Here is a 16825-nt window from a genome sequence, read left to right on the forward strand (position 1 = left end):
ACACAACCTAAATTCTGAGGATCAATATGCCATTTCTCGAAGTCGACTGCACTGGTGTCCGAAGTCCTCTGCACTGCGATCGTGCGTCCTCAAGCGGAACGCTCTGCGGGACACCGAAAGCAGGCGAAGTAGCCGGACAGCCCTCCAAGTTTTTTGGTGCCACGCGCTGCGCCGAACGCCGATATGGCTTCCGCGGATGTTCGCTCATGCCTTCGGGGCCTCTGGGCGACGGAAACATCAGATCGCCTGGCCCATACATGCCACAATCCCCCCAGCGATGAGGGGCCTCTCTGCCGACTGCTCCTCGATGAGAAGCGGCGGGCAGACGCGGGGGAGTGGGCCCTGCCGCAAACCTTTTTCGTGGTGGTGGACACTACCAGGTATGAACCAGCCACCGGGCAACGACCAGGACCTGTGGGACTGATGCCGAGGAGCTGGTCTTGATCGCCTTCATGGAGGCATCGCGCAAGCGCGGAACCATCAGGCTCGCACATGACTCGCCGCTGCCCGCCGACTCGAATTCGCGCATTCTCCCTCTCGGCGCCGGCGCCGGCGCTGCCCGCACGATCGGCATCGTGCTGCTGTTGTTCACCGTCGCCGCGGGGGCGCTGCTTATCGTGAGCATCTCGCGCGACTTCGCCCCCTACGCCAGGCTGACAGCGAGGTGCTTCAGCCACAACCCCGTCGTCACGCAATGGGTCGACGCATTAGCGCGCACCCACGACCGCGGTCGGATCGTCGCGCTGCAGATCGCGGTATCGCTCTGGAATCTTTCCCCCGCGCCGCTGATCCTGATGGCGGCCCTCACGCAGCACTCGCCCGACCGGGCTCTCTGGATCGCCGTCGGCATCGCCATAATCCTGCTCGTCGTCGCGGCAAGCCTGCTCGTCCTTCTGCCCACCACCTGGGCGCACACCGTCGCCGAGACACTGAACCGGGCCGGCAAGCGTTCCGCCGCTAAGGACGACGTCAACGATTCCTGACCGATCGCGGTCTGTCGGTACACGACGACGTGACCTGTGGTTTTCAATGCGAAATATCGCAGCTTCAAGTCTCAGGACTCCCGCTAGATTGTAAGCGCGGAACCCTGGCGACAATGGGGCCCCTGCCCCAGATAAGGAACGGCCTGCGGGACGGTTGGTAGTAGTAATCGGGTATCCAGAGAGAAGCTGGGATTGCTTTATAGCAGGTAGTGACCTATCCGTTGACGTTGCGCTAGGTTCTCATGGAACCTAGGACGCCAGTCGGTCGGTCTGTTGGTCCGTAGATGAAGAATGCCACCCCATTGCTGAGGCGACTCACTATCGGACTCTAATTGAATTTCCCAAAGTGCCCGGCAGCGTCGGACGGAATCCGCTCATGCCTCATTGACCTGACCAGAAGCACTATCCCAACGAGCAGAACAAAAAGGGCAAGGCCAAGTAGGGCTTGATCACTTGATGTAGCGGGGCAGCCCGCAGAACTGTCATCAATCTCGGGACAGCTCCTCCATGGCTGTAAAAACACCACGAAACTCCCTACCGCTCCTGTGAGAGTCAGCAAGAGTCCCACCGTCGCGTACGCGGCCTTCCTGGAAGTCTTCATGCTTCATTCAAGCACTGCTGTGGGCTTCAACGCTGAATGCCGCATTATTTGCAGGGCTCGATGTCGCAAACCCAATCTCCAGGACTCGCGGTGCCCACCGTCCCACAAGGTAAAGGGCAAAGCGATGAGCGACGCCGGGCGGGCTAAAATTCGATCGGACGGAATGCTCGCTGCCACCTGCAACTCAACACTGGTGGTGAACGCGAACACCTCGGCGTTCAGCATCCCGCTCCCGGCGATCTCTGCGGACACCGGAATCTCGGTGGCGACCCTGCAGTGGGCAGTGACCGGCTACGCTCTAGTCGGTGCGGCGGTGATCGTCACCTTCGGCTCGCTGGGAGATGTATTCGGTCGCAGGTGCGTCTTCCAGCTAGGGCTGCTGTTGTTCGTCGTGTCCTGCGTGATGATCGCCCTCGCCGGCTCAGGAGGAATGGTCATTGCCGGTCATGTCATCCAGGAGCAGCCGGATCGATTATCCTGGCCTGCGGGCTCAGCCTCCTGTCAGTCGCGAACTCGGGTGACGCCAAGCTTCGGGCCGTAACCTTGTGGGGCGCTGCCGCAGGTCCGTTGGCAGGGGCTTTTCTAGATCGACGCCGGCTTCGCGGTGCCGTGCATGGCAGCGTCGGCGATGACCGTTCGTGAGTCAAGAGACCCCGACCGGCTAAAGACGATCTAGTACGTGGGCACCGTGTTGATCGCCTTGACGCTGACACCCCTCATCCACGCGGTGACCCGGAGCAGCGACTGGGGGCTCTCAGCCGCTACTCCGGGCTGCTTCGCGATCTCGTTCGGAGCCGGATTCGCCTTCATCCGCGTCGAGGGGAGGGTAGCTGTCCCTCTCATGTACCTCGCCCTGCTGCGGAACCGCGTCCTGGCCGGTTCAACCATCGCCATCCTCATCGGTGCGGGAACGATTAACGCTCTCATGTACCTCTTGAGCCTGTATTTTCAGGACCCAACCACCTTGGGCCTGAGCCCGCTCGAGGCGGGACGGGCGACTCTTCCCGCGACCGTCGGGCTCGTGCTGGTGGCCCCGCTGGTCCCTCGATTAGCGGCGAAGTTCGGCGGCCGGCAGACGAACGCTCTCGGGTTTACCTTGACCACCGCAGGTTTTGTCATCGTGGGCTTCGTCGAAGCGTCGTGGGCCTATTCCGCGTTCCTGGTGTCGTTGGTCGCCAGCGCGGTCGGTATGGGCTTGTTCGCCGGCCCCGCCTCGGCCGCGGCAACCGCGGCGGTGCCGGAAAACCAAGTCGGGGGTGCCTCGGGTGCCTCCATCATTGCGCGGTGCGCCGGCGCCGCGGCGGCACCGCGCTGGCCGCCACCATCTACGGCAATGGGATCGGCACCCGGTCTGCTACCGCGGCCGCCGCCGCAGCCACTTCCTACACGCTGCCGACCTCAGCAACAGCGTGCCGAACCGGTCCGGGACAGGGTTGAGAGCGGGCGATCGACCCTGGAACCAATACACACCACTTATCCGGCGTCCGCCCCGGCTATGAACGATCCGCCCGGCTGCTGCAGGATTTCGGGCAGGACTTCACCGGAACGGTTCGTCAGCGGGTCCCGGGTCGAGGACATCGCCGCGATCATCCGGACGGCTGCTTCAGTGTTCTCCCACATCGACCGAGACTAGCTCATCGATCTGTAGCTGCCGCAATCACCCCGTCCGGGTGATTGCGGCAGCGCACCCCGGCTTCATATTTAGATCCATGACCCAACCGGCGAACGTTGAATGGAGACACTCATGACCTCGCAAACGCTAGATCGGGAAACGCCATGAGCACCGCAGACATCCCGGCTGACGGGACCTCTTCCATCCCCGCCGGACGAACACGAGTTACCGGCACCCAATGGATCTCCTGGATAGCACTGGCGATGATGACCACCAGTTCGGTCGCCAGTCTCCGCGCCGCACCGACGATGGCCGTTTACGGCTTGGCCTGCGTCTTCCTCTACCTGCTGCCGGCCGTCGTCTTCCTGCTGCCCACGTCGCTGGTCTCGGCGGAGCTCGCCTCAGGCTGGACCGGCGGCATCTACAAATGGGTCTCCGAGGGCATCTCCAAGCCGATGGGCTTCCTGGCGGTGTGGTGCCAGTTCGCTATGACGATCTTCTATTACCCGAGTCTGCTGGGGTTCGTAGCGAGCACGCTCGCCTATGTCATCAACCCCCAGCTCGCCAGCAGCGGAGTTTGGACGGCGGCAGTGATCATCGTCGTCTACTGGTCCGGTGTATGGGTCTCCTCGCGCGGCACCAAAGGGGTGGCCGGTCTCGCCAGCGGCGGGTTGATCATCGGGACTCTGATCCCGGGTATCGTCCTCGTAACACTCGGCGTCGTCTTCCTCGGCCAGGGCAACGAGTCCGCGGCACCCATGACCGCCGAAAACCTGTTGCCCGCTTGGGCGGGGCTCTCCAGCCTTGTGCTCATCGTCAACAACTTCCTTTCCTACTCCGGGATGGAGATGAATGCCGTCCATGTCTCGTCGCTGAAGAATCCGGGCAAGGAATTCCCGAAGTCGATGTTCCTGGCCATGGGCCTGGTCCTCGCGATCTTCATCTTTCCCGCGCTGGCCATCAGCTGGATCGTTCCCGCTGAGGAACTTTCCCTGACTGCCGGAGTCATGCAGGCCTTCGATGCCGTCTTTGCCAACTTCGGGTGGCAATGGCTGACTCCGATCGTCGGGATCATGCTGGTCGCCGCATCGCTCGGCGGCATGCTCACCTGGCTCGCCGGCCCCTCAAAGGGGCTCCTGCTGATATCACGACAGGAGGGCTACCTCCCGCCGTTCCTGCAGCGGCTCAACAAGAACGGTGTCCAGCAGAACATCCTGGTGGTTCAGGGGATCGTCACCACGGTGATCGGTCTGGCCTACGCGCTGATACCAGACGTCTCGAGTGCTTACTGGGTCTTCTCGGTCATCACGACACAGGTCTACCTGATCATGTACCTTTTGATGTTCGTGGCCGCGGTCAATCTGCGCCGCAAACATCCAGACCATCCGCGCGGCTTCCGGGCCCCGATGCTCGTCGGCATGTGCGGAGTCGGTTTCGCGGCGTCATTGGCCGCGCTGCTGGTCGGCTTTGTCCCGCCCTCCCAGTTCGCCTCCGGCAACCCAACGCTCTACTTCCTCATCGTCGGCGGAGGCGCTTTAGGCCTGGGCCTGCTTGTACCGTTCCTCTTCTACCGACTCCGCAAGCCCTCCTGGAAGCAGGACGAAGCACCGGAGGTGACCTCGTGACTACGCCTACGGAAAACCAATCCCCACGTGAACGCACATGGATCTACGTCAGTGCCTGCGTGATCCTCGCTGCCATGGTGTTGTGGGCAATTCTCGCGTTTAGCGCCGCCAGGGAGACAAATCGTGCCGAAGAAAAGGCCGACGAACTAATCGTGGCGCTTCATAAGGCCGGAGCTCACACCCCCGACAAGGATCAGATCGTTCGTGTCCTCGGCGATGACGGGGGCGCGACGTGCGCCAACCCGAACGAGGCGCTCAGCCGGGCGACCCTGCTGTCTCTTCTATCGAACGGGGCCACCGGGCCCGGCGCCCGGCCGGGGATCGCCGACAACCGCGCGGTTAAGGGGCAGCTGCTCATTATCGAGGTCTATTGCCCCGAGGAACTGGCCGAATTCAAGGTGTTCGTCGACAATCTCAAGACCGAGAACTTGACGGGGTCCTGAGCATGGATCCCCGAGAGCGTATAGCGCAGCTGATGCCCCAGGCACGCGAGGAGCTCGCCGACCTCGTCGCCCTGAAATCCGTGGCGGATCCTCGCCAGTTCCCCGCTGAAGAGTGTGAGCGCGCGGCGCAGTGGGTTCAGGAGAAGTTCGCGGAGATCGGATTCGCCGACGCCCGCCTTGAGAAGACCACGGACGGCAGCATGGCTGTCGTCGGCTCCCGGTCCTGCGGCGATCCGCAGGCACCCACCGTCCTCCTCTACGCCCACTACGACGTCCAGCCGCCGCTCGACGACGATGCCTGGCGGACGCCGCCGTTCGAGCTGACCGAGGTGAATGGCCGCTGGTACGGCCGCGGGGCCGCCGATTGCAAGGGCAACATCATCATGCACCTTGCGGCGCTGCGTGCCCTCGACGAGGACGTTCAAGTCAATCTCAAGCTGGTCGTCGAAGGCTCGGAGGAGCAGGGCACCGGCGGACTCGAGGCCTTCGTCGTCGACCATCCCGATCTGCTGCGTGCCGACGCGATCCTGGTTTGCGACACGGGCAACGCCTCAGTGGGCCACCCTGCGGCAACCGTCAGCCTGCGCGGCATGGTCAACGTCGTCGTCACCGTGGAGGCCCTCGTGTCGGAGGTCCACTCCGGAATGTTCGGCGGACCCGCCCCCGATGCCCTTGCCGCCCTGGTGGCTATCCTGTCCACCCTCCGTGACGAGCAGGGAAACACCACGATCACCGGCCTGGACGGCGGCCGCCGCTGGACGGGGGCGCCATATCCGCCCGAGCAGTTCCGGACGGACGCCGGCGTGCTCGACGGCGTCTCGCTCCTCGGCAACGGCAGCGTTTCGGACATGCTGTGGGCGCGGCCGGCGGTGACAATCCTCGGCATCGACTGCCCTCCCGTCGTCGGCTCAGCTGCCGCCGTCGTCCCGCGCGCGGCCGCCCGGCTGAACCTCCGCATTCCGCCCGGCATCTCACCCGAAATCGCTGAGCCGGCCCTGATCGCGCACCTGCGCGACGCCGCTCCGTGGGGGGTGCACGTCGCGGTGGAGGTCGAGGCGACCGGTTCCCCATTCGAGGCCGCCACTGAGGGTCCGGCATACCAGGCCATGGCGGCCGCCGCGCTGGAGGCCTACGGCAGGCCGATGGCAAGCCTCGGACAGGGCGGGTCCATCCCGCTATGCAACGTGTTTGAGAAAATCTACCCCGATGCCGAGATCATCCTGATCGGGGTCGAGGAGCCGCTCGCCCTCATCCACGCACCCAACGAAAGCGTAGCTCCGAGCGAGATCGAAGGGATGGCCTTGACCGAGGCCTTGTTCCTCGGGCGTTTCGCCACCTCGCGTCATTGACGTGTTCTCACCGGCATGGGCTTGGGCTTCCTTCGCGGAAGAAACCAGGGCCATCGGGCCGGTACCTGTCCCTGGACGAGCGGCTGCGGGTTGCCGGCCTTCACCTGTCGGGCTTCGGCGCACGGTCAATCGCTGCGCAGAAAGACCGGTCCGCCTCGACGATCGGCCGGGAGCTGAGCCGCAACGGTCCCGTGAAGAGTGCACGGGGCCGCGGGAAATATGTGCCGCATGCGGCCCAGAAGAAAGCCGAGTTGCGCGGGTGCCAGCCCACGTTGAGCGTGAAATGGAGCCCCGGACAGATCGGCGGCCACCTCACCGCAACGTTCCCGGACCGGGCCGAGATGCGGGTATGCCCCGAAACGATCTGCCAGGCGCTGTATGCGCAGGGACGCGGTCACTTGCATGCCGACCTGCACCAACACCTGCGAACAGGCCGTGCGGTCCGACGGCCGAGGCGATCCGCCGGCAAGTGTGCGGCGAAAATCCCGGACATGGTCCTGATCAGCGAGCGACCCCCGAGGTCGCTGACCGGGCCGTGCCGGGGCACTGGGAGAGTGATTTGGTGCTGGGGTCCAACTGCCGCTCGGCGATCGCCACGTTGGTGGAACGGTAAAGCAGATACACGCTGCTGGTCCACCTGCCCAACGACCACGGCGCCGTCGCCGTCCGGGAGGGTCTGGTGAAGACCCTCAACGCCTTGCCAACGCACCTGCGCAAATCACTGACCTGGGACCAGGGCACCGAGCTGGCCCGGCACCGGCAAATCACCCCGGCCACGAAAATGGACATCTATTTCTGCGACCCCCATTCGCCCTGGCAGTGCGGAACCAATGAAAACACCAACGGGCAGCTGCGCCAGTACTTTCCCAAGGGCACGGATTTGTCCGTGCCCTCACCGAAGCGGCTGCTGGAAGTCGCCACCGAGCTCAACGGCCGGCCCCGCAAGGTCCTGGGCGGAGTCACCCCCGCACAAGCCATGGAACGGCTACTATCGGAGCCAGGGAAACCCCTTGGTGCGACGACCGCCTGAATTCGCCGAACGTTGACCGGGACGATGGCGTTGCTGTCAAGGTCATCAATGCTCAGTCCATCAAGAAACAATATAATTCATGCCATGGTTTTGATTGAGATTGATGATCCACGTCAAAAAGACATCCGCCAATTGCTCGACGAACATCTGGTAGACATGCTCGCCACCTCGCCTGTGGAAAGTGTGCATGCTCTTGAGCATTCGGCGCTCTCAGGACAGGACGTGACTTTCTGGACGGCTCGCGAAGACGACGAGCTACTTAGCTGTGGCGCATTGAAGCAATTCGCCTCAGATCGTGGCGAGATCAAATCCATGCGAACTACGTCTGCGGCGCGGGGTCAGGGCATTGCTTCTCAGCTCTTAAGCCGGATAGTGGTAGAAGCTCGGCAACGTAGCTACAGGTTCCTCTACCTGGAAACGGGTAGTGATGAGTTCTTTGCCCCTGCTCGACGGCTCTATGGGCGCCATGGGTTCACCGAATGCCAGCCCTTCGGCAACTATGTGCTCGATCCGCACAGTGTCTTCATGCGACTGGACCTCTTGGACGGCAACCAATCTTAAGAACTCTGGTCGGGGTTGGTATCGATTCACAGGATGGGGAATAGGCTTGTGACTATCGGCCGCGTGTAGTTTATGCTCGCTGTCCTATTCCGGCGTTTGTTGCCCTATTTTGCATTGAGGGGCCAATTCCAGAGAACTACGACGGCCTAGGCGCGCAGTAGTATGTAACGGACTCAGCCCCCGAAAGGTGACCGTTTCTGGAAGGCTGCGGTTGGTGCCTGGCTATCATGGTGGAGTGAATAGCTCAGAAGTGGTGGTGACCGGTGGCGGGCGGGGGATCGGCCGAGCGATCAGTCTCAGACTGGCTCAAGCGGGCCGTGACGTCGTGATCGGGTTCCGGTCCGATGCGGATTCTGCCGAGTCCGTTGCTGAAGAGATCCGTGTTCTCGATCAGCGCGCGCTGTGCGTGCAGGTTGATACCGTCGACGAAGCCTCAGTGGCCGCGATGTTCGAGGCCGCCGAACGTTTTGGCAGGGTAACGGGCGTGGTCAACAACGCGGGCGCTGCGACTGCGGTGGGTCGACTCGAACGAAACGAGCTGGCAGCGATCCGCCGTGATATTGATGTCAACCTGTTTGGCGTCATCGCCTGTTGTAAGTACGCTCAAGCATCCCTGGCAAAGTCCGGGGGCGGGGCGATCGTCAACATCTCCTCCGCAGCAGGCACGCTCGGAAGCCCGTCCACCTACGTGCATTACGCGGCTGCTAAGGCGGGCGTGGACGCGCTGACCGTTGGTCTGTCGAAGGAGCTGGCGCCCGGAATTCGTGTGAATGCAGTTTCCCCGGGGACTATCTGGACGCAGTTCCATCAAGACCCTGATCGTCCCGCGCAGGTCGCCTCCGTCACCCCGTTGGGACGCGCCGGTGAGGCGGCCGAAATTGCCGGGGCGGCGGCTTAGCTGTTGTCGGCTGAGGCGAGTTATGTCACGGGAGCGAATCTGCGAGTCGCTGGAGGCCTCTGAGGCCTGCGGAATGCACCGCCGCGAAATGTGGCCGCGTTCCATTTACGCGCCGGAATTCGTCGCTTGCCTGTCCTGAACTAGACGGTTCAGTGGACTGCGACTGTGGCAACTACGCGGCCGAGTCGCTGCTCCGTAGAGGAACCTCCTGCGGGACGGCTGCTCGAAGTAGATCCCGTTATGGACGCCGTGCGAGCAGATCTAACAGTACTGCGCGAGATGCGGTGGCTTGAAGCACGCGTTGAACGTGTGCGCTCGCCCATCCGGGCTCAAAGGCGCGGGTACGCAGGAGCCAACGGTGAAATATGGGACCCAATAAGAGTTCTGCGGCCGCGTCCGGGTCATCGATGCTCTCCCGTCGAAGTCTGTTAGAAATGGCCTTGAGCTGAGGCGTCAAGAGCCGATCTCGAAATTGAGCAGCTAGCACCTCATCGGTCTGGATGTCGGCGGTGACGGCTCGCAGAAGGGGCTCCTGCGTTGAATCGGTCAACTCTGCGATCGTCGCAACGACGAGCGATTCCAGGTCCACCTCCAGATAGCCCGAGTTGGGCACGGCGACCATGCCGTCCTCGCTGAGGCTCCGAGCCAGGAGCGCATCGAACAGGATCACCCTGGTTGATGGCCATGTGCGGTACAGCGTTTGTTTACTCACTCCCGCGCGCGCTGCCACGCCTTCCATCGAGATGCTTCCGAGGCGGTCCTCCCGAGCAAGCGAGAGTACCGCGTCATAGACCAGTGTTCGAGTTCGCGGGCGCGCCATGCCCAAACACTATCAACAAAACGAGACGATGCGTCCATTTATTGATACGGTGGAAACATGACTTCACGCCAAACTTGGATGATTACCGGTGCGAATCGAGGGCTGGGTCGCGCTCTTACTCTCGCCGCACTCGAAGCAGGGCATGCTGTGGTCGCAACCGTGCGAGGCGCACACTCTCTACCGAAACACGAACGCCTCTTTGTACAGCAACTCGACGTTCGCGACCGGCTCGGTGCCTTCGCCGCTGTTGCACAGGCCGTGGCCAGATTTGGGCGGCTGGATGTGCTCGTGAACAATGCCGGGTACGGCCTCATCGGTGCGGTAGAAGAAGCAACCGAGGAAGAAGCGCGCGCCATCCTCGACACGGATCTTTTCGGTCCACTCTGGCTCAGCCAGGCCGCGATACCGGTCATGCGCGACCAGGGAAGTGGGCACATTGTTCAGATCTCGACAGTCGGAGCCGTGGGGACAATCCCGACACTGGGGCTCTACAACTCAGCGAAATGGGGCCTTGAGGGGTTCAGTGAGGCAATGGCTGCCGAGGTCGGTCGATTCGGTATCCGTGTGACCCTCGCCGAGCCTGGAGCGATAGACACGGACTGGGCGGGCGGGAGCATGCGATTCAGCTCTCCGCTTGCCGCCTACGACGGGCTACGGACCGAATTGTTCGGTACGGCAACCGTGCCTTGGCCGTCAGCGGAAGCCGCCGGGGGAACTTCCCCGGCGGATGTGGCGGCCGCGATTCTCGCGCATGTCGGGGAGGACGGCGATCCGCGGCTCCGGCTACTTATTGGTGACGACGCTCCGGGGCAAGTGGAGGCGGCGCTGAAACTCCGTCACGAGGATTACAAGCGGGACCACCGATTCCGCAGTCGCTAGATCAGAAGCTGTAGCAGTTGTCTTTTCTAAAGGCGACTGCACAAGCTGTCCAAAGTCCTCTGCACTGCGCTGGGGGCGTCCGCATGAGGAACGCTCTACAAGATGGCCTGAACCAGCCCGCTTGTCAGGTATCGAGTATTTGTTTATGTAATTTCTACCGTGACATGGTCAAGTAATGAATTTTACCTCCGCAGAGTGAAGGATAGGCTCTGCCAATGGAGAACAAGAAGAACGCGATGTCCCTGCTGGCTACCGTAATGCTGGCTACTTTTGCCTTATCGGGGTGCACGAGTGGGGACAAAGCACCTGTCCCGATGCCAGAACCGTCTAATACCGAGTCGAGCCAAGACAACGCGAAGATTTTCGAACAGCAGAAATCTAATGTTGAAGGCACTGCAACGTCGGGGTTAGTCCTGAAACAATTTAGCGGTACAGGACCCTCAACTATTCATGTCGGTAGCCTCCCAGAGGGATATAAGCAGGTGGGCACGACAGTGGCTTGCACCGGCGCTGGCGACTGGGAAGCCTCAATCGTTCAGACGGAACCTGCCTGGAGCAAGAGTGGATGCTCGCTAGAAGCAGTAGGTAGTGCCCTTTATTCGTTGGATGAACCCGCGAAGGATCATTCGGTAGAAGTCAAAGTCGAGGCAGATGCGCAAATCTGGATCACTATTTTCGCCACAAAATAGTGACCCAGCACGGTAGATGTTTCCTTCTGGGCATTGGTGCAAAAAGGGGATGCTCAACGCGATGGTGAATACGGGTCGAATGTCTAAGACTTCGCTGACATAACAAGTTGCTTAGACTAAGTGGTTTCTAGACGTGAAGATGAAACTCTGGCCCGCCTGTCGCCACATCGAACTCGAATCGCCGCAAACTGCTGTAACTTTGTCATTTTCCGAGGTCGACGGTACTAAGTGTCCAAAGTTCTCTGGATTACGCAAAAGCGCCCTTATAAGGGACCTTCACCGAGCACGAGACTCGATCACACCGGAAACGACCGTTTGCGGCGCGCACCCCGGCGGTGATAATTAGGTGGGATCGGGCGTCGATGAAGAATGGCGCCGACTATGGTCTGAGCATGGTCCGGTGAGACGCGCCGCGCGCATCGAGGGAGAGCAACGAGATGAGACCACTTAGATATTCCATCAACGTCACGCTCGACGGCTGCTGCCATCACGAGGCAGGCCTTCCTCCGGACGAGGAATCGATGGGCTATTGGACCGCGGAGATAGCGCGGGCGGATGCACTGTTATTCGGTCGGACGACCTACGCGATGATGGAGTCAGCGTGGCGGAAGCCAGCCACGGGTAAGTGGCCTGACTGGATGGATAAGTGGGAGATCCCGTTCGCTGAGACCATCGACCAGGCGAAGAAGTACGTCGTGTCGAGCACGCTGAGCGAGGTCGATTGGAACGCCGAGCTGGTGAAAGGAGAGTTGGGGCCAGCGGTTGAACGGCTCAAGCAGGCGCCAGGCGAAGGGCTCTTCGTGGGTGGAGTGACGCTCCCGCTGGCGTTGGCAGATCTGGGACTGATCGACGAGTACGTGTTCCTTGTGCAGCCTGTCCTCGCCGGACATGGGCCTTCGTTGCTCCACGGTTTGCGCGAGCGCATTCGGCTCGAGCTCGTGGATCGCCATGACTTCCGGTCGGGGGTGGTCGCCCTACGATTCCGGCCCCTGCGAGTGACGGCTCGACCAGAGTTGCCCTGACAGTCCTGACGTATTGGGGGACCATTGTGCCAACCCTCACCGAGCACGAGACTCGATCACACCGGAAACGACCGTTTCCGGCATGGAGCGGTCGCTATTGAAATTGACCGAACACGTTACTTCAATGATTCACTCGCCCCGGCCGTGCACCGGTCTAGCGTTCGCCGGGGGTACTCCAACCTCGTGGATAGTGTGGCCACTACAGGCCGTCTTAGTTACGTTGGCCCGCTCGATGCGAGACACGGTAAACCATCGCATTGCGTCGCGCCTTCGGCACCACCCAATTAGGTACCACTGGCCATTCGTGGAGGCGAACAGCACGGGCTCAACGTCGCGGGTGGTCGTGGTGCCGTCTATTGATATGTAGCGAATCCGAATCACCCGCTGCTCGGCCATCGCCTCCTCCAAGGCCGACTTTGTTGCGCGCGAAGATGAGGGAACCGCATTGACCCACACGCGGCGGGCTAGCTCGTCGGCCCTTACTCGCGTTCTGGGATCGAGAACATCCAGGATCTTCTGGATACCGGCTGCAGCCAGATCAGCGTAGGGAGCATCGGGTGCAGCAGACACGGCCGCCATGAGGGCCACAGCCTGCGCCGGAGACAGACTGACGGGTGGCAAGGATGCGCCGCTGGCCAATCCGTAGCCACCGCCCGGACCTGGACGAGACCATATTGGCACACCGCTGTTCTCCAGCGCATCAAGGTCTCTCTTGATGGTCCGCACGGACACCTCGAATTCTCTCGCCAACCCTTCGGCGGAGACCCCCCGCGCGCCGCTGCGGCGCAACATCTCGGATAGAGCATGCAGTCGTTCGGCTCGCTTCACGGCTCAGACCCAGACAAATTCATGACTTAAATAGTGTCATACCCTTGTCCTTAGTGCATGCGAGAGTTATGACATGACAACCGCTACTAGCAGTCCGACCATCATCCTCATCGCCGGCCACTGGCTAGGCGCTTGGGCGTGGGATGAAGTCCTTGAACACCTGAAAACCGACCATTCTCGTGCCATCGCCATGACACTGCCCGGTCTCGACGCGCACGATTCTGAACGTGCGGCGAAGACTCTCGACGACCAAGCAGAAGCGATCCTAGGTACCATTTCTCAACACGGAAATCAGCCCGCGATTCTCGTCGCCCACAGTGGGGCTAACGCCCCCGTCAGCCTCGTCCTTGACCGGCACCCTGAGCTTGTCCACCGGGTGGTGTGGGTCGACTCCGGCCCTGTGGTGGCGGGCAGTGTCTTCGCCCCCGACTTCCCGGATGAGTTGAATGAGTTGCCGCTGCCGTCATTCGATGTGCTCGCGCAGCAGGCGAGCCTCGAAGGCCTGAGCGCAGAGGTCCTCGAGCGTTTTCAGGCCCTTGCCGTCCCTGAGCCCGGCCCAGTGCTTCGTCAGCCCGTCGAGCTCACGAACGAGGCCCGCCGCAACGTCCCGACCACCCTGATGTGCTGCTCGATCTCGAGCGAACAGGTGATGGAGCTGGTCCTAGCAGGCCATCCCATGTTTGCCGAAGTCGCGAACCTCGAACACCTCGACGTCATGGACCTCCCCACGGGGCATTGGCCTATGTGGAGCCGTCCCCGCGACCTCGCCAAGGCCATTCACTCAGCGGCTTCTCGAACCAACTGAGCTGCAGGTAACGGGAGAGGGTCAGCTGAATGCGGCTGACCCTCTCCGTTTCTGAAGGGATTATGACACACCCAACGGCTGCTCTAGCGCCGCACCGCTGGTTAGAAACCGCTGGCCTTGCTACTCGGTGACGGATGGCCGTCGAATATGACAACCGAAAACGACCGTTTGAGAACTGGTCATTGAACTTCACTCGACCCCGGCGTGTCGCCGGGGTCGATGTTATTTTCCTCTAATGGCGACTGCACTGGGTATCCGAAGTCGCCTGCACTGCACTGCGCTGGGGCTTCCGCAGGAGGAACGGCTTGCGGGACATGAAACCAGAAATCGGCGGGCCTCGGAGCAAATGGGCTATTTCAATTCACGGCTGTGGCGTCGTTCTGACACGGGCGGGTCGAAACGGGTGTCCTGCAGTGTCCCTCCATCGTCTAGCCACCCACGATTGTTGTAGAAGTCGATGGCTCTTTTGTTGTCGGCCTCAACCCATAGAAAAGCCTTGCCGTAACCCAGAGCCACGAGGTTTTCCTCGGCGGCCGCGAACAGCGCTGAACCTGCGCCCTTGGCCCACCACTGTGGATGCACATTAATTGCGTAGAGCTGCCCCAGTGCGGAATCGGCGTCTCCGGTGGCGGGCCCGAGTATACAAAACCCAACGACCTGACTTTCTGCTTGCGCCACCAAGTGGGTTGTTCCTGGTTTGGGCTTTGCAATGTTTCGAGCCCAGCCCTTTGCAAAACTCTCACAGTCCATGGCGTCGAGGTACTCGTCGGTCATCACGCCCCGGTAGGCGGCTCTCCAAGCCGAGATTTGGATGTCGGCCAGGGTGCTCGCGTCGCCCTCCACTGGGTGACGGACAATGATAATTGCACCGGTCATACGTTGAAATGTACCAACCGAATAGGGCGCAGGAAGAACACGTGACGATCAGCGGAGAATCTACCTGCGGTCTACATTGACCTTAGGCAACGGCCGGTTTCCTGTGCCTCTGGCATCCGGCGATTCTGGAGGCCCGGTACGCTCGGATTTCCAATCTCCGCAAGGGGAACGCTCACTGGGACGGTCGCTGCGGCAAGCTTAAGTCGAGCCTTCACCTTTGGCTCCCCTCATAAGCAAGTCCGGAAGCAGGGGATCGCCCCCACCAACCATGGATTCATCGACCATCTGTCCAAGCCGCAATTGGCGAATGGACGGCAGAAGGAGCGGCAGCAACGCCGCGACAACGAGAATCCCCGACATGAGGCTCACCATCACGGTGTTGCTGACGTACCCGCTGAGCAACCCGAACAGTACATAACCAATCGGGACGGGAAGAAGCTGCCCAAAGGTACTGATCGAGGACAACCGTGACTGCAAACCCTCGGGAATTTGTTCCTGGAAGAATGCCGACCAGGACACGATCGAGATATCGAGGGCAATTCCCGCCAGGACGGCTGCGCCGACGATTACCCAGATCGGGGCAACAAAAGCCAGGGCCACTAGCGGCAGCGCCTGGGCTGCCAAGCAGAGAGATACTGTGATGCCGACTCGCCGGGGTCGAACCGCCACGGCGACCAGTGAGCCTCCGACCAGTCCGAAAGCAAAGCCACCGCTGATCAATCCCCACGCGAAGGCCCCGCCGAGTGATGAGTGGGAAACGACCGGTCCGCAGAGCTGGAATCCCACCAGCCACATGAGGACCGTGACGGTGGACTGCGCCACCATGATGACGTACCAACGCCGGGCACTGAATTCATTCCAGCCGGTTCGGAAGGCGGAAAGCCCGGAAGCCTTGCTTTTGAGCGGTTGGGGCAACCGGATCGAGGCGAGAAAGAATACCGACAGGAGAAAGGTGCAAGCGTTGAACGCCAGTGCCCAGCCCGGGCCGACCAAGGCGACCACCAGACCACCTAGAGCCGGGCCGAGCACCTTGGCGACGTTCAAGGGAAGGCGAAGCACCGCATTTGCGGCTACCCGTTGTTCCGGGGGAACCAGCTGGACGATTGATCCCTGGGATGCGGGCTGGAAAAAGGCCGATGCCACACCCAGGAGAAAGACGGAGGTGGCCAGCATCCATAGCTCGGCCTCACCGGTCAGAATCAGGATGGCCATGGCCACCTGAACGACGCCGGAAGCAGCGTTCGCAGCGACCATCACCCGGTCACGTCGGACCCTATCGCCCAGCACGCCTCCCACGAGAAGCAGGAGAACCTGGGGAGCGATGTTGAGGGCGAGGATGAATCCCAGCCATTCGACCCCGCCTCCTGCTTCGAGAGCCGCAAACGCGACAGCGATCGGGGCCGCAGCCGAACCGAGTGACGAAATTACCCGTCCTGTCCAGAAGCTTCGAAACTGCCGGTGACGCAGCACGGCCGAGGCTTCCTTGATGCTATTCATGGTTCAGCCGGCTCCCACTCGTGGCTTGGCGTCGTAGGTCACAGACTATGCCAGTGACCTGGGGCTGTGGATGGTCCTTGACACTCAAGACTGGAGTAAACCAAAACATGAACAATGCAGACTGTCATTATTCTGCGCGTCGTAAGCGGAACCCTCAGTGGGACGGCCGAAGCCAGATTACTGATCCTGACTGAAACTCGGTCAGCTGTTGTGTGCCACTACTGCGCTTCGGTTCCCGGAACTGGTTGACTGGGATGGCCCCACTGCCGTGTTCCATCCAGTACCTTGTTATGCGGCAGTTCCCGTT

16 protein-coding genes and 1 pseudogene are annotated in these 16825 nt (G+C 61.5%); 13 read left to right on the forward strand and 4 right to left on the reverse strand.

Annotation, left to right across the window (positions count from 1 at the left end; all coding sequences use genetic code 11):
* Nucleotides 1-440: 440 nt before the first annotated feature.
* The 9 genes and pseudogenes from JOF47_RS06685 (at nucleotide 441) to JOF47_RS06725 (ending at nucleotide 9102) form a co-directional block, all read left to right on the forward strand.
* Complete coding sequence (locus JOF47_RS06685; protein ID WP_209996807.1) at nucleotides 441-983, forward strand: hypothetical protein; 543 nt, start codon at nucleotides 441-443, stop codon at nucleotides 981-983.
* A gap of 725 nt (nucleotides 984-1708) precedes the next feature.
* Nucleotides 1709-2125: an MFS transporter gene (locus JOF47_RS21805; RefSeq protein ID WP_245356287.1), complete on the forward strand. Its 417-nt coding sequence runs from the start codon at nucleotides 1709-1711 to the stop codon at nucleotides 2123-2125.
* 138 nt (nucleotides 2126-2263) lie between these two features.
* On the forward strand, nucleotides 2264-3217 hold the full coding sequence (locus JOF47_RS21810) for an MFS transporter (protein WP_342592725.1): 954 nt from the start codon (nucleotides 2264-2266) through the stop codon (nucleotides 3215-3217).
* Nucleotides 3218-3360: 143 nt separating this feature from the next.
* On the forward strand, nucleotides 3361-4821 hold the full coding sequence (gene gadC, locus JOF47_RS06700) for a glutamate/gamma-aminobutyrate antiporter GadC (protein ID WP_209996810.1): 1461 nt from the start codon (nucleotides 3361-3363) through the stop codon (nucleotides 4819-4821).
* The gene (locus JOF47_RS06705; protein ID WP_209996812.1) at nucleotides 4818-5264 is read left to right on the forward strand and encodes a hypothetical protein; all 447 of its coding nucleotides are present in this window, start codon (nucleotides 4818-4820) and stop codon (nucleotides 5262-5264) included. The genes gadC and JOF47_RS06705 overlap by 4 nt, the downstream gene beginning before the upstream one ends.
* Before the next feature lie 32 nt (nucleotides 5265-5296).
* Nucleotides 5297-6613, forward strand: a complete 1317-nt coding sequence (locus JOF47_RS06710) for a dipeptidase (RefSeq protein WP_245356288.1) — start codon at nucleotides 5297-5299, stop codon at nucleotides 6611-6613.
* Nucleotides 6610-7643 (forward strand): annotated as a pseudogene (locus JOF47_RS06715) (IS30 family transposase). Before JOF47_RS06710 ends, JOF47_RS06715 begins: the two are co-directional and overlap by 4 nt.
* An 84-nt stretch (nucleotides 7644-7727) precedes the next feature.
* On the forward strand, nucleotides 7728-8204 hold the full coding sequence (locus JOF47_RS06720) for a GNAT family N-acetyltransferase (RefSeq protein WP_209996816.1): 477 nt from the start codon (nucleotides 7728-7730) through the stop codon (nucleotides 8202-8204).
* Nucleotides 8205-8439: 235 nt separating this feature from the next.
* Nucleotides 8440-9102, forward strand: a complete 663-nt coding sequence (locus JOF47_RS06725; RefSeq protein WP_209996818.1) for an SDR family NAD(P)-dependent oxidoreductase — start codon at nucleotides 8440-8442, stop codon at nucleotides 9100-9102.
* 238 nt (nucleotides 9103-9340) lie between these two features.
* On the opposite strand, the gene JOF47_RS06730 is transcribed toward JOF47_RS06725, so the two are convergent.
* Nucleotides 9341-9922: a TetR-like C-terminal domain-containing protein gene (locus tag JOF47_RS06730; RefSeq protein ID WP_209996820.1), complete on the reverse strand. Its 582-nt coding sequence runs from the start codon at nucleotides 9920-9922 to the stop codon at nucleotides 9341-9343.
* 57 nt (nucleotides 9923-9979) lie between these two features.
* Here JOF47_RS06730 and JOF47_RS06735 point away from each other — a divergent pair, with 57 nt between their 5' ends.
* From JOF47_RS06735 to JOF47_RS06745, 3 genes are all read left to right on the forward strand, one after another.
* Nucleotides 9980-10801: an SDR family NAD(P)-dependent oxidoreductase gene (locus JOF47_RS06735; protein ID WP_245356289.1), complete on the forward strand. Its 822-nt coding sequence runs from the start codon at nucleotides 9980-9982 to the stop codon at nucleotides 10799-10801.
* 215 nt (nucleotides 10802-11016) lie between these two features.
* Nucleotides 11017-11490 (forward strand): hypothetical protein, encoded by a 474-nt coding sequence (locus JOF47_RS06740; protein WP_209996822.1) that lies wholly within the window; start codon nucleotides 11017-11019, stop codon nucleotides 11488-11490.
* Between the two features lie 437 nt (nucleotides 11491-11927).
* Nucleotides 11928-12512, forward strand: coding sequence for a dihydrofolate reductase family protein (locus JOF47_RS06745; protein ID WP_209996825.1), 585 nt, complete (start codon nucleotides 11928-11930; stop codon nucleotides 12510-12512).
* Nucleotides 12513-12641: 129 nt separating this feature from the next.
* Here the strand turns inward: JOF47_RS06745 and JOF47_RS06750 are convergent, their stop codons facing one another.
* Complete coding sequence (locus tag JOF47_RS06750) at nucleotides 12642-13340, reverse strand: helix-turn-helix transcriptional regulator (RefSeq protein ID WP_209996826.1); 699 nt, start codon at nucleotides 13338-13340, stop codon at nucleotides 12642-12644.
* A 73-nt stretch (nucleotides 13341-13413) separates the two neighbouring features.
* Here JOF47_RS06750 and JOF47_RS06755 point away from each other — a divergent pair, with 73 nt between their 5' ends.
* Nucleotides 13414-14145 (forward strand): alpha/beta fold hydrolase, encoded by a 732-nt coding sequence (locus JOF47_RS06755; RefSeq protein WP_209996828.1) that lies wholly within the window; start codon nucleotides 13414-13416, stop codon nucleotides 14143-14145.
* Between the two features lie 351 nt (nucleotides 14146-14496).
* Here the strand turns inward: JOF47_RS06755 and JOF47_RS06760 are convergent, their stop codons facing one another.
* Nucleotides 14497-15021, reverse strand: a complete 525-nt coding sequence (locus JOF47_RS06760) for a GNAT family N-acetyltransferase (protein ID WP_209996830.1) — start codon at nucleotides 15019-15021, stop codon at nucleotides 14497-14499.
* A gap of 198 nt (nucleotides 15022-15219) precedes the next feature.
* Nucleotides 15220-16518 (reverse strand): MFS transporter, encoded by a 1299-nt coding sequence (locus JOF47_RS06765; protein ID WP_209996832.1) that lies wholly within the window; start codon nucleotides 16516-16518, stop codon nucleotides 15220-15222.
* Nucleotides 16519-16825: the final 307 nt, after the last annotated feature.

Source organism: Paeniglutamicibacter kerguelensis, assembly GCF_017876535.1.
Classification (GTDB): Bacteria; Actinomycetota; Actinomycetes; order Actinomycetales; family Micrococcaceae; genus Paeniglutamicibacter; species Paeniglutamicibacter kerguelensis.